The sequence below is a fragment of the Myxococcus sp. CA033 genome (genome assembly GCF_013336625.1).
Lineage (GTDB): Bacteria > Myxococcota > Myxococcia > Myxococcales > Myxococcaceae > Myxococcus > Myxococcus llanfairpwllgwyngyllgogerychwyrndrobwllllantysiliogogogochensis.
Genome location: NZ_JABUMU010000028.1, coordinates 40,716 through 54,255, shown reverse-complemented (window position 1 = coordinate 54,255; position 13,540 = coordinate 40,716). Strand labels below are relative to the sequence as shown.

Below are 13,540 nucleotides of genomic sequence, written 5' to 3'. Positions count from 1 at the left end.
TAGCTTGTTTTCCTACGGCGCGAGCGTGCAGGTGAGCGAATTCGTCCAAAGACCGATTGCCCTGGCGCCGCGCCCGCCAACAGGGGCGAACAGGACCGCGGGGGCTCCTCCCATTCCGCGGATGTGAGAACGATGCACTCGAAAGTGTCTGCTGATCCGCTGCGAGGTGCGGTGGGAGCTTACGCGGGGCGCCAAGGTAACCGCGCCGCCATGGTGGTGTCCGTCCTCTTCTTCGCGCTGGCCCTGGCCCATCCGTCCGTGGCCCAGGCCCAGGCCGCCGACGCCGCGGCCGAGTCGCCGCCGAAGGTGAAGCGCAAGAAGCGCGTCGCCGCGCCGGGAACGAAAGTCCCAGGAGCGACGAAGACGCCCGCGACGAAGCCCCCGCGCTCGGCCAAGAAGCCCCCGAAGACGCGCAAGTCCACCAAGCCGGTGGAGGCGCCGATCCCCGACTCGGAGATTCCGGTGCTGGGCGCTGGCCCCGAGACGGCTGATCCGTCCCTGGGTGGAGAGTCCGTCACGGCGGAGCCGCCGGTGCCGGTCGCCCCTTCGCCCATCGTGGAGTCCCCCCCAGCGAGTCCTCCCGCCGCTCCGGTGGCGAGCCCTACGGCGACCACGCAGGATCCGCTGGGCACCCCGTCCCCTTCGCACGGGGCGGTGCAGCCCGCGACGACCCGCGAGCCGCACGCGCCGGTCGCCACCGACAACGTCCCCATCAGCGCGCCCTTCGCCCAGCCCACCACGGACCGGCCCATGCCGCCCCCGTCCGGACTGGCGAGCCTGCCCGGTGAGGATCCGCTGGGCGGCGCGGATGCCCTGGAGGAGTCGGTCAACCGCGTGCTGAGCGAGGCGGTGGTGTCGACGGCCTCCAAGCGCAAGCAGCGCATCGCGGACGTGCCGCTGACCGTGTCCTGGATTCCGGCCGAGGAGCTGGAGGGCACCGGCCAGTTCTCGCTGTGCGAGGCCATCCAGTATTTCCCCGGCATGGAGTGCCGGCGCGGGTCCATGCGCAAGGCGGCGGTGAGCGCGCGCGGCCTGGGCTCCAACTACCTGTCCAACCGGCTGCTGCTGCTCAAGGACGGCCGCCCGCTGACGGACCCGTGGACGGGCCAGTTCTACGCGGACGAGACGACGCCGCTCGTCAACCTCAAGCAGGTGGAGGTCATCCGGGGCCCGGGCTCCTCGCTGTACGGCTCCAACGCCTTCAGCGGCGTCATCAACATCATCGAGCGCCAGCCGGCGGACCTCATCGCTCCGGGACGCAACGTGGGCGCCGAGGCGCGCATCCTCGCGGGCCAGGACCAGACGTGGCGCCTGCACGGCAACGTGGCCGGTCGCGGCGGCCCCGTGGAGGCGCTGCTGGGCTACTACGGCTATGGCTCGGATGGTCCTCAGCTCTTCAATGACCCCGCCACGGGCCTGGTGGACACGAACCAGGATTCGATGGTGCACCAGGTGAACGGCAAGGTGCGCGTGGGGCCCCTGGCGCTGGACGCGGACTTCACGGACGCGACCATTGGCCGTCCGGGTGGCTCGCACACGCAGATCTCCACCGTGGGCAACTGCGGCCGGTGCCACTACACGCCGAACGACGAGGAGTCCGTCCAGAACTTCAACGCCTCCGCGCAGGTGGACCAGCAGGTGACGGACAGCCTGCGCCTGTTCGGTCAGGCGTACGGCTTCTTCAAGCGCCGCGACGTGGTGCTGGAGAACGCCTTCGGTGGCGACCCCACGCGCGCGCTGGGCAAGCGCCGCCGGCTGGGTGGCGAGGTTCGCGCGCTGTACTCGGCGGGCCCGGTGTCGGTGACGTTTGGTGGCGACTTGAAGCTGGACCAGGTCAACGTGCCCAACGTGCTGCCGGGCCTGTCCATGGACGACACGAAGCAGACCATCCTCGGTGGCTTCGTGGACGCGGAGTACCGCCTGACGGAGCGCCTGGTGCTGAGCGGAGGCGCCCGGTATGACCGCTACCAGATTCCCGAGGTCGTCTGGCGCGAGCGGACCGACCAGATCTCCCCGCGCGCCAGCATCGTCTTCCACGCGGTGCCGGAGCTGCTCACGCTGCGCACCAACTACGGCCGCGCCTTCCGCGCGCCCACCCTGGCGGAGCTGGCCATCAACCAGCAGATGTACGCGTCCACGCTGGTGGGTAACGCCGAGCTTCGCGCGGAGACGCTGGACACGTTCGAGGGCTCCGTGGACTTCTGGCCCTTCGACCGGCGCGTGCGCCTGACGGCGACGGGCTTCTACAATGTGGCCAAGAACTTCATCAATCAGGAGCTCGTCTTCGGCTCGGTGTCCCAGTTCCGCAACATGGGCGACGCGCGCATCGCCGGCCTGGAGCTGGAGGCGGCGGCGCAGATTCCGTCCATCAACTCGTCGTTCGACGTGGCCTACCAGCTGCTCGACGCGAAGAACGTGCCCTTCGACGACAGCCCGGAGACGCCGCTGGACTACGCGCCCACGCACCGCATCTACGCGCGTGGCCGCACCAACATCGGCAAGGTGGCCTTCGTGGAGCTGTACGCGCTCTTCGTCGGGCCGCGCTTCGACCCGGGCTTCCAGGTGGACGAGGCGACGGGCCTGCCCACCTCCCGCGTGCAGCTGCCCAGCTACCTCACGGCCAGCGCCCGCGTGGGCTTCAACGTCTACGACGGCATCGCCGTGTCGTTCCTCGGCTCCAACCTCTTCAACGCGGCCTACGAGGAGTCTCACGGCTTCCCCGCGCCGCCCCAATCCTTCTTCAGTGAAGTCAAGGTACGCTATTAGGCACCGCGTTTGAGTACCGCTCCCCACCTGGAGGCCGGGGGCCTCCTGCTGATCGCCGATGCATCCCTGCCCGCCACCGCGCTCGAGCAGGCGGTGCCTCTGCTGGCACAGGGTGGGGTGGGAGGGCAGGGCGCCCTGGTGCTGTTCGACGGGGTGCTCAAGCCCGAGCACGCGCAATGGCTGCGGCGCGAGCCTCCCGCCCTGCTCCTGGCCGCGCGCGAGCGGGACGGCGGGCCCTCCATGTGGGAGGTCCGGCTGTTGGGCGCGCTCTGGAAAGAGGGCTCGCTGCTGCCGGAGCAGGCGGAGGTGTCGCGCCATCCGCTGCGCCGCATGGTGGACATCAACACGGCGGCCACGGCGGCAGCCGTGGCGGTGAGCGACGCGCAGGGCAGCCGCGTCTCGGCGGGGCTGGTGGCGGACGTGGTGCATGAAATCGCCGTCAACGCGCTCCTGGATGCGCCGGTGGATGCGCGGGGCGAGCCTCGCTACGCGCACCGCCGCACCGAGGTGCGCGAAGTGGAGGCGGAGGACGCCTGCGAGCTGGTGTTCGCGGTGGAGGACGGCCGGATGTGGCTGGAAGTGGCGGACCGCTTCGGCGGCCTGCGGCCGGGCTCGTTCGCCCGGGCGCTGGAAGGGTGGGGACAGCGCGTGAAGGTGGATGCGTCTGGTGGTGGAGCGGGTCTTGGATTGCGTCGCATCCTCGAGCACTGCGACACGGTGGCGGTCCGGGTGACCGCTGGCCGGGAGTCGCGAGTCGTGTGCGTGGTGGACCTGGGAGACGCGCGCCGCCGCGCGGCCCAGCCCAAGTCACTGATGTTCTGTCTGCATGAGGTCAGGGCCGGTGGATAGCCAGGGTTCCAACGCCATCATCAGCCGGCTCCGCGTGGGTACCATCACCCACGTCCGGATTGCTGGTGTCATCGACGAGACCTTCCCGCTGACGTCGACCCATCCGGAGCTCACGGGGCTCCTGGTGGTCGACCTCGGCCGGGTGGAGCGCATCAGCTCCTTCGGGGTCCGTCGGTGGATTGAATTCGCCGCGAAGCTGCCTCCGGGCGCGCTGGGGCTGTACGTCGTGCATGCGCCCCCCGTCGTGGTGGATCAGCTCAACATGGTGGAGGGCTTCGCGGGCGTCGCGCGCGTGCTCTCCGTCCTCGCCCCGTACACCTGTCGCACCTGCAACGAAGACCGGATGCGGGTGGTGAATCTGGTGGACGAGGCCCAGGTCATCGCCGAGGAGCGCGCGCCCGAGCACACCTGTCCCGTCTGCTCCAATCCGCTGGAGTTCGCGGACCTGCCGAGCGAGTTCTTCGACTACGCGCGCCGTCAGCAGTTCGGCACCGTGGACCCGGTGGTGATGCGCTACCTGCGCGCGAGCATGCCGACGGAGCAGTCGGAGCTCCCGCAGCACCTGAAAATCGTCCAGGACGACGTCACGTTCATCTCGCTGGCCAGCACGCTCAAGGGCGACCTCAACGTGCGCAGGCTCGCGTCCGGGCTGGAGGGGCGCGCCGCGTTCGACTTCAGCCACGTCAGCAAGGTGGAGCCGGAGGCGCTGCCCAAGCTGGAGCAGGTGCTGGACACCGCGGCGCAGGGCGCCCAGGTGGTGCTCTGCCGCGTGCCTCCGCCGGTGCTGGCGGTGCTGGCGCGCTCGTCCAAGCTGATGCCGGGCCGGCTGGCCACGCTGTGGCTGCCGTGCGAGTGCCGCAACTGCGGCCAGGTGAGCCACCAGCGCATCCAGGCGCACGAGTACCTGGCGCAGTTGCGTGCGCACCAGACGACCATCTCCATCGAGTGCCCCATCTGCGGCGGCAGCGCCCAGGTGCCGCACATGCCACAGCTCCAGGGGTTCCTGGCGCGCGTGCAGCTGACGGACCGGCCCCTGGAGGACATCGAGGCGTTGGAGCCGCGCGCGCTCAGTCAGTACCTGTTCGGGTCCACCAACATCGACCCGCAGGCCAACAAGGGCTCGCCCACCGACATCTCCAACTCGCTGGGCAGCACCAAGCTCAACATCATCCGACGACTGGGCCAGGGCGGCATGGCCGAGGTCTTCCTCGCCAAGCAGGTGGGCGTGAAGGGCTTCGAGAAGTTCGTCGTGATGAAGAAGATCCTCCCGCAGTTCGCGCAGAACCCCGAGTTCGTGGACATGCTGTTCGCGGAGGCCCGCGCCAACGCGCGGCTCACGCACCCCAACGTCGTGCAGACCTTCGACGTGGGCGTGTCCGACGGCGTCGCGTACATCCTGATGGAGTACGTGCGCGGGCCGGACATGAAGCGGCTGGTGAATGAGCTGCGCCGCAAGGGCATGGCGCTGCCGCTGGAGCACGCGCTGCGCATCGTCGCGGAAGTGGCCGCGGGGCTTCACTACGCGCACGCCTATGTGGACCCGGCGGGCATTCCGCACCCGGTGGTGCACCGGGACGTCAGCCCCCACAACGTCCTCATCTCCCTGGACGGCGCCATCAAGCTGAGTGACTTCGGCATCGCCAAGGTGGCGGGCGAGGAGAACACGCAGGCGGGCGTGCTGAAGGGGAAGATTTCGTACATCTCCCCGGAGGCGGCGTCGGGCCGTACGCTGGACGCGCGCAACGACGTCTTCGCGCTCGGCGTCGTGCTCTTCGAGCTGCTCACCGGACAGTTGCCGTTCCGCAGGGACCACGACGCGGCCACGCTCAACGCCATCGTTCGAGACCCCGCGCCCGTCCCCTCGCAGCTGCGGCCGCAGATTCCGCAGGACGTCTCCGACCTCGTCCTGCGCGCGCTCGTGAAGGACCCGGCGCGCCGCACCCCGTCGGCCGCGGCGATGCGTGAGGAAATCGAAGCGGTGATGGCGCATCACCGCCTCAACTCGTCTCCGGCGGCGGTGGCCCAGTTCTTCAAGGACACGCTCGGCGACCGGCTGGTGGAGTACGCGCCCTCGTCCGCGTCGGGAACAGGCAGCCATCCCAAGCCCGTCCCCACGGGCACCGGCACGGGCAGTGGCAACGTCGGCAGTGGCGACATGGTGGCCCCCAGCGATGGGAAGACGCCGAACCGGGGCACGAGCAGTGGCCCGAAGCCGACGACCGCGGGCAGCGGCAACATCCCGCGTCCGACGGGGACGGGCAGCGGCAATGTGTCCGCGCCGCCCGTTTCGTCCAGCGGCCCTCGTCCCGCGCCTGTCGCCCCCCGGCCCGCGACGCCGCCTCCCGTGGCCCCGCGTCCTCCGACGCCGCCTCCCGTGGCGCATCGTCCTCCGCCGCCTCCTCCTGCCCTGACGCCGCCGTTGCCGATGCTCCCGGAGCTGGATGCCTCGGACCGGACCGAGGTGGTGTTGCTGCAGGGGAATGTGCCGCCGCCTCCCGCGCCGGCCCGGCCGCCCCCCGCGCCGCGTCCGTCGCAGCCGGGACACACCGCGGTGCCCGCGCCCCAGCGGCCTTCCTCGACGATGGTGCCCGCGGCGGGTGTGGCGCCTCGCCCCGGGCAACCCAGGCCTTCTTCACCGACGCATCAGAGCCCTGTCGCCGCGCCGCGTCCTCCGCCTCCGGTACAGGTGCACGCGGTGCCCGCGGCGGCGGACGAGTCGGAGCGGCGCTCGTCGCTGAAGTGGGCGGCCATGGGTGGCGGCCTGCTGCTGGTGGTGGCCGTGGTGGCGGTGGTGCTGCTGCGCGGCTCCGACTCCATGTTCCGCAACCTGGAAGAGGGCGAGCACGTGTACGTCGGCGGCGTGCGCCTGGAGTCTGGCGCGCAGACGTTGCCGGCACCGCCCTCGGGGCCGTTGCTCATCGCCACGGCGGTGAACGGCAAGCTGCGGCGGTTCGGCACCACGCAGCTGCGCGAGGATATCGACGTGCGCACGCTGGCGGATGCGATGCCCCAGCCGGGGACTCGCGGGGTGCTGAGCGTGGCGAGCAGCGCTCCGGGCTGCCAGGTCCAGGTGGATGGTGCTCCGCTGCCCAACCGCACGCCGGTGAACAAGGCCTCCATCGAGGCCGGCAGGGAGCTGGAAGTGGTGGTGAGTTGTCCTGGCGCCGCGAGCAAGCAGTGGGTGCTGGCGGTACCGGGGCAGGAGATTGTCCTGACGGCTCAGCAGCACGACTGAACGGCTGGCCTCGGGCCGCCTTCGGGCGCCCCACGAGGTTGAAGGGCATGTGACCCATGAAGGGCTGGACCTTCTTCCCCCACCTCGTCGTGCGGACGACGGGTTTCCCATTCGACTGGTTGGAGCGGTTGGGATGCCCGGAGTCGGCGGCGTGGGCGCGTCGTCTCGAAGCGGAGCGGCGCGGGCTGGAGGCGCTGCGAGCCCAGGGGCCTCGCGTGCGCCGCCCTCCGCGAGAGCTGCTGGCGGCACTCAAGGCGGGGCGGCCCGTCAACACGGAGGGCCTGGAGTCTCCCGAGCGCTTCGCGGAGTGGAATGTCCGCGCGGCGGCGGCCCAGGAGGCCGAGGCGGGTTTCGCGGAGGCGATGGAGCGCGAGCTTGCGGCGGTGGAGGCCCAGGCCGTGGCCCTGTGTCGCGAGCCGCGCTTCCTGGAGGCCGTGGCCAGCTCCAGTCCGCCGGTGGCCAAGGACCTGCTCGCGGGACGAGAAGGCTCGCGGCTCCGACGGCAGGTCGCCAGCTATCTGCAGCGGCTGTGCGCGAAGAACGAGACGATGGGCTTCTTTGGCCCCATCAACTACGGCCGTGTGGACCCGTCCGCTCCCACGGGCGTGACGTTGCGCTGGTCCGGTCCCGAGACGCTGGTGGGGCGCAACACCTTCGCGGCCTCGTGGCTGGTGCAGGGGTTGGTGCGAGCCATCGCGTTCGACCCCGACATCGCGTCGTGGCTGGTGCCGCGCCGCAAGGCGTTCGCGGAGATGCCCGCGCGCAAGTCGGGCCCCACGCCGGAGAGCGCGGAGGAGCTGCTGCCTCGGTTGGTGGAGCTGGCGGATGGGACGCGCACGTTGGCGGCCCTGGCCTCGTCGCTGGGCGTGGCGCCCGGTCTGGCCCGCGAGGCGCTGCGGCTGGGCTGTGACAAGTCGCTGCTCACCCATCAGCTCGAGGTGCCCTCCGCGGTGCACCATCCCGTGGATGACCTGGCCGAACGTGTCGCCGCCCTGCCGAGCGGGGGGGCCCGACGTCACGTCGAGGGACTGAGCGCGCTGCTGGAGTTGATGGGGCGCTACGGCGCGGCGGACGCGAGCGGGAAGATGTCGCTCCAGGACGCCTTCGCGAGGCGGGCGAAGGAGCAGTGGGGCGTGGCTCCTCCGACGGAGCGAGGGCCCGCGTCCGAGTCGCACAACTTCTACCAGGACCGGCTCGCGCTTCGGGAGGAGTGCGGAGGCGACTTGCGGCTCGAGGTGGGCGGCGAGCGTGCCCGGGAGCTGGGGACCCGGATGGAGCCGGCGCTGGCGTGGATGGCCGAGGCGGCCTGGCGCACGCGAGACGCGGCCCGCGCGGCGGTGGCGCAGAAGGTGGGCTCTCGCACGGTTCCCTTCTGGAAGGTGGCGGCGGCCAGCGCGGACCTGCCGGTGCCGCTGGACACGTCCATGGCGGAGTTGCTCGCGCAGGCGATTCCGAGCGCGGACGCGCGCACCGTCGAACTGGGCGCGGTGGAGCCGCCCGCCTGGGACATGGCCCGCGCACTGCCGCTCGTCACCTCGGTGGATCTGCTCGTTGGCGCGAAGGACGTAGAGGCGTGGGGGCAGGGCGACTACACGCTGGTGATGGGAGACATCCACGACACCGCGCTCGTATGGGGCTGGGCGCTCCAGTTCCACCCCGCGCGCGGCAAGGTGGAGAGCGCCATGGTGAGAGCGCTCGGTGCGCTTCCTCGCGCGATGCCGTTGGTGACGGTGCTGCCCTCGCGTCGCACGGGACTGTTGCCCTCGGAGTTTCCGGGGCCGGTGGTGGAGTTGGGCGGTGTGAGCTCCCGCGCTTCCGCGTGGCGGATTCCCCTGGATGACCTGTTCGTGGAGAGCGACGGGAAGAGCGCGCGGCTGGTGTCGAAGCGGCTCGGCTCCGAGGTGTGTCTCTACAACGGCGAGCTGGAGAGCGCGGTGCATACGGCGTTCTCCCTTCCGCGCATCCGTCCGCTGCGGGTGTCGCTGGGAGCGCACACGCCCCGCGTGACGCTCGGTGGGGTGGTGGTGCAGCGTGAGCAGTGGCGGCTGGACGCAGCGGCGTGTGAGGTGTTGCTCGCGTGCAAGGATGACCGCTCGAGGCTGCGGGTCGCCGTGGGCCTGTGGGATGCACGGGGCCTTCCCGAGTGTGTCTTCGCGAAGTTCAAGGGGGAGCGAAAGCCCGTGCTGGTGGACGTGCGCAGCCCGCCCTTGCTGCGCGTCTTCCTCAACCTGCTGGAGCAGAAGGAAGAGGTCATCCTCTCGGAGATGTTGCCCGGGCCAGAGCAGCTCTGGCTCCGAGGTCCTGGAGGGCGCCACACCGTGGAGCTTCGCTGCACGTTGATGTGGGGAGGCCCGAGGGCCGGTGCGCCTCCGACGTTGGAGGAGGGGAGATGAAGTGGCTGGTGCTACCGCCACACCGGGACGTGACGCTCGTTCCGGAAGTCCCCGAGGGGTGGCACCTATTGGACCTGGCGAGGGACTTCGTCCGCCGGGTCTTCTCCGCGGAGTCGGTGGAGGCGGAGGCCCTGGTCCGCGAGTCGTCGCCCCCGTCGCCACAAGCGATGCGCGAGCTGCTCCTGCTGCGAGTCGCGCAGGGACTTCGCGACAGAGGGCCCATCCCGGAGCTGCGGGCCCTGGGCGCGGTGCTGACGGCCATCTCTGGCCCGCCTCACGGTGTCCACCTGCGGTTGGATGATGTGGAGCTGGAGTCCGGCACGACGGAGCGGAGCGGGGATGTCCAGCGTGTGGCGGGGTTGCCCGCGTCGTACTCGGATGACGTGGCGGGTGTCCTCGCGCGCTTCGAGGAAGCGGAGTGTGTCCGCGTGTGGCTGGAGCGAGACCTCCAGCTTCCCGCCGCGGTGACACTCGCGCAGGCGTGTCCGGCCCACGTCGCCCTGGAGGTCGCGGGGCCCTTCGGCTGGGCGCATCGCAAGGTGCTGGCGCGGATGCCGGCCTTCCGGCGCGCCGCGTTTCCAGAACACGTGCCCCCGCTGAGCTGGCGGGTGGTTCCGCTGGACGGTGCCCCTGGCGCTGACGATGTCCTGTGGGTCCCCGATGGGCTGGGGCTGGAGGTCATCGCTCCCTACCCATGGGGCGATGAGCAGGACTGGGCATACCTGGAGGCACCGCCCGCCGGTGACGCGGAACCGGAGGCGCGGCGAAGCGCGGGCTGGCTCGGTGCCTGCTTTCTGAAGGATGTGCGCGCCTTCACCGGGGGGGCACGCTGGGCGGGCCACGTGTCGCTTGGCTCACTCCTGGCGGCTGACGTGCTCGTGGAGAGCGGCTGCCAGACGGTGGTGGTGGGCTTCTGCCTCATCGAGAACGGCCGGGTGATGGACATCGACCGCCGGTTCATTCCGGTGGAGCAGCTCGTCCAGGGCTATCAAGCCCTGAAGGCTGCGGGCGTGCGGGTCGTCGCGGAGTGGTGGGTGGGCGCGCCGGGTGTGGACGAGGAGTCCCTGGACGTCACGCTGGCAGCGCTGGAGGGCGCGCGCTTCTTCGACCAACTCGCGGGGGTGCGCCCGTTCCACGCGTCGGTGGAGCGCATCGCTCGAGTTCGTGACCTGGGGCGATGGTGGGGACATCCTGGTGACCCTCCGGCGGACCGGGACTTGTCCCGCAGTCGCCCCATTGAAAAGCCCGGCACGATTCCCGGGGCACGCCTGCCCTCCGTGCTCGCCTCGTTGGCGAGCCGCCTGCTGAGTCGCGCCCCGCTCAGTCCGGGCCGGGTTGCGGCGGCCTTCATGCTCGCGCCCGCAGCTCCATTGCTTGGCGACGACACCGCGCATGAAGCCGCCGCGCCTCTGGTGCTAGTACGCGCGACGAATACCGCGCATGGCGCTGCCACGCCCGCAGCTCCAGAGCCCGGCAAAGACACCGCGCATGAAGTCGCCGCGACTCCAGCGCCTGTACGCGCGACGAATACCGCGAATGGAACTGCCACGCCCGCAGCGCAGACCTCGCACGAGGTCGCCGCGACTCCAGCGCCTGAACGCGCGACGAATACCGCGCATGGAGCAGCCACGCCCGCGGCGCAGACCTCGCACGAAGTCGCCGCGCCCGTGGTTCCAGCGCCCGCGAACGAAGCCGCCGCGCTCATCCGGCTGGACGCGGACTGCGCGGTGGTGCGGCTGCCGGCATCGCTCGATGGCGCCCCGAAGCCCACGTGGTACGCGGCGAACCTGCGCACCGGTGTCGTGCTCGCGATGGATGCGCGCCTCGCGCCGGTGCTGTCCCGACTGACGGTGCCCACCACCGCGTCGGTCGCGCTGGGAGCGGTGCCGGAGGCGCAGCGAGCGAAGCTGGTCGAGACGTTGGTGACGAAGTCCATCCTGGAGAGGACGCACGGATGAGCGAGCGCTGGACCTTGGGCGAGGTGTTCGTGCTCCGGCACGCCGGCTTCCCATTCGATTGGCTGGAGTCGCTCGGGTTCTCCGACGAGGTGCTGGGCGAGGCGAACCTGCTGCTCGACGACGAGCGGGCGCTCCTGGACGCGGTGCGCGCCGAGGGCGACGAATCGGGGGCGAAGGCACTCCAGGATTCGTTCGAGCAGGGCCGCGTGCCCACGCTGAAGTCCCGCCACGGCCAGACGAGTCGTGACGCGCTGGAGCGCTATCGCGTGAGGCGCGAAGCCCTTCAGGCTCGGTATGCGAATGAGCGCACGGACCTTCGCTTGAAGCTGCGAGAGCGCGCGGCGGACCCCGCCATCCAGGAGGCCGTGTTCCTCTCCAGTCCGGCGATGTTCGACAACGTCTGGGCCCGCTACCTGCGAGGGGGCGAGCAGAAGGACACGTCCGACGCTCGCCGCGTGGACCGACAGGTCTACACGTACCTCCAGCGCTTCTGCGCGAAGAACGAGACGACCAGCTTCTTCGGGCCCATCTCCTACGGCGAGCGCACCGACGCGGATGACTTCGACGTGCGCACGGTGGCGAGCGGCGACACGAGCCGGCGCACGTTCTTCTCCTTCTGGGCGGTGACGGAGCTGGCGCGCGCGGTGGGGCGCGAGCGGACGCTGCGGCCTCACCTGCCACTGCGCCTCAACCCCCTCTTCACGGTGTCCCCGGGCCGCGCCGCGTGCGAAGCCCTGCAACTGGAGGTTCCGCTGGCCGAGGGCGCCGAGAAGCTCCTGGCCGTGCTGCGAGCGCATCCGACACCCGCCGCCGCCGCGCAGGTGCTGGGCCTCGCGGTCGAAGAGGTGATGCGCGCGGCCCTGCCCCTGGTGAAGGGCGCGTTGCTGCTGTGGGGGCTGCCGTTCCGGCCCAACGACTTCACCACCTTCGAGAGCGTGCGTGACTCCGTCGCGGCCCTGCCGGAGCTGGAGGCCCGCGCACTCTGGTTGGCGCGGTTGGACACACTCTCGCGTCTGAAGGCCGAGTTCGAGACCGCGAACCTGACGCGTCGTCGCGCCTTGTTGCCAGAGCTGGAGGCCCTCTTCACGGAGGCCACGGGCAAGCCCGCGCGGCGCGGTGATGGCCAAGTGTACGCGGACCGGCTCATCATCTACGAGGAGGCCAGCTCTCCTTTTCGCCTGCGCTTCGGCCAACGCTTCACGGAGGAACTCGAGTCCGCGCTCACCGGTCCCCTGGAGCTGTCCGCGGCCTACGGCGAGCGCGTGCAGCAGGGCTTCCGCGAGCAGGTCCGCGACGCGCTCGGCACCGACGAACGGCCGGTGGACCTCCTGGAGTACGCGGTCCGGCTGCGTCCCGACCAGGTCACGGGCAGCCGCTTCTCTCCCGTGCCTCCGGTGTTGCTGGACGAGGATTCCTCACGGGCGCGCTCGCTGCCGGTGGACTTCCTGGGCACGTCCACGCCGGGCGGCCGGTATGCGCTGCCGGATGTCTGCCTCGCGTCGAAGGGGGAGGGCGCTGGGTTCGAGGTGATGCTCGCGCGCGTGCACCACCACCTGATGCTGCGAAGCTGGCTGAGCGCCTTCTTCCCGTCGCGGGAGCGGTACTCGGCGGTGGCCTCGCGGTGGCTGGACGCGGACCCCGCGGCACGTGGACTGGTGGGCCTGTCCATCCGCCGTCGCAACAAGGGCTTCTACGTGTTTCCCGGCCGGCGCCTCGTGTACGCGGTGTCGGACGTATTGGACGTCGAGGACGGCGCGATGACGCCAGCCGACGTGAAGGTGCTCCCGACGTCGCAAGGGCCGGTGTTGGTGGACGGGAAGGGTGAGCGGCTGCACCTGTACCTGCCCCTGGATGACTTCTCGTCCTATCCGCCCTTCGCCGCGCTGGCGCATCCCCAGGTGCTCCATGCCCCGCTGCGCACGAAGGGCAGCCACCTGCCGCGCCTGAGCATCGGCGGCGCGGTGTACCAGCGTGAGCGTTGGGAGCTGACCTCGGAGAAGCTGGCGCGCCCCACCGGCTTCGACCTCTTCCTCGCCGCGCAGCGCGAGCGGCGTACGCGCGGGTGGCCTCGCTTCGTCTTCATGCGCAGCTCGAAGGAGCGCAAGCCCTACCTCATCGACACCGCGAGCCCCTTCGCCCTGGACCTGCTCTCGCACCTGTCGCGCGAAGCCGAGCGGCTGTCGGTGGAGGAGATGTACCCGGCCCCCGCGCAGCTCTGGCTCAAGGACGCCCGGGGGCGCTACACCTGTGAGCTGCGCATGCAGTTCACTCGCTGGAGCGAGGGCACCCCTCCGCTTTGACATCCGAGGCGCGTCCGCGAACAGAATGGGGCAAAGCCA

Annotated in this window: 6 protein-coding genes; all 6 read left to right on the top strand. The window is 70.7% G+C overall.

Annotated features, from left to right (window positions below; genetic code table 11):
• Positions 1-210 precede the first annotated feature (210 nt).
• The 6 genes from HUA78_RS39325 to HUA78_RS39300 are packed head-to-tail and all read left to right on the top strand — an operon-like array spanning position 211 to position 13,501.
• Complete coding sequence (locus tag HUA78_RS39325; RefSeq protein ID WP_254624149.1) at positions 211-2,766, top strand: TonB-dependent siderophore receptor; 2,556 nt, start codon at positions 211-213, stop codon at positions 2,764-2,766.
• Between the two features lie 9 nt (positions 2,767-2,775).
• Positions 2,776-3,615, top strand: a complete 840-nt coding sequence (locus HUA78_RS39320; RefSeq protein ID WP_174463560.1) for a hypothetical protein — start codon at positions 2,776-2,778, stop codon at positions 3,613-3,615.
• Positions 3,608-6,850 (top strand): serine/threonine-protein kinase, encoded by a 3,243-nt coding sequence (locus HUA78_RS39315; protein ID WP_174463561.1) that lies wholly within the window; start codon positions 3,608-3,610, stop codon positions 6,848-6,850. The genes HUA78_RS39320 and HUA78_RS39315 overlap by 8 nt, the downstream gene beginning before the upstream one ends.
• A 56-nt stretch (positions 6,851-6,906) precedes the next feature.
• A complete protein-coding gene (locus HUA78_RS39310; protein ID WP_174478552.1) occupies positions 6,907-9,243 on the top strand; it encodes a lantibiotic dehydratase in 2,337 nt (778 codons plus the stop codon).
• Positions 9,240-11,201, top strand: coding sequence for a hypothetical protein (locus HUA78_RS39305; RefSeq protein WP_174478551.1), 1,962 nt, complete (start codon positions 9,240-9,242; stop codon positions 11,199-11,201). The genes HUA78_RS39310 and HUA78_RS39305 overlap by 4 nt, the downstream gene beginning before the upstream one ends.
• Positions 11,198-13,501 (top strand): lantibiotic dehydratase, encoded by a 2,304-nt coding sequence (locus HUA78_RS39300; RefSeq protein WP_174478550.1) that lies wholly within the window; start codon positions 11,198-11,200, stop codon positions 13,499-13,501. Before HUA78_RS39305 ends, HUA78_RS39300 begins: the two co-directional genes overlap by 4 nt.
• Positions 13,502-13,540 lie beyond the last annotated feature (39 nt).

Excerpts from the sequence above, each read along its gene's own strand:
- HUA78_RS39325 (WP_254624149.1), top strand. The coding sequence starts at position 211 with ATGGTGGTGTCCGTCCTCTTCTTCGCGCTGGCCCTGGCCCATCCGTCC.
- HUA78_RS39310 (WP_174478552.1), top strand. The coding sequence starts at position 6,907 with ATGAAGGGCTGGACCTTCTTCCCCCACCTCGTCGTGCGGACGACGGGT.
- HUA78_RS39305 (WP_174478551.1), top strand. The coding sequence starts at position 9,240 with ATGAAGTGGCTGGTGCTACCGCCACACCGGGACGTGACGCTCGTTCCG.
- HUA78_RS39300 (WP_174478550.1), top strand. The coding sequence starts at position 11,198 with ATGAGCGAGCGCTGGACCTTGGGCGAGGTGTTCGTGCTCCGGCACGCC.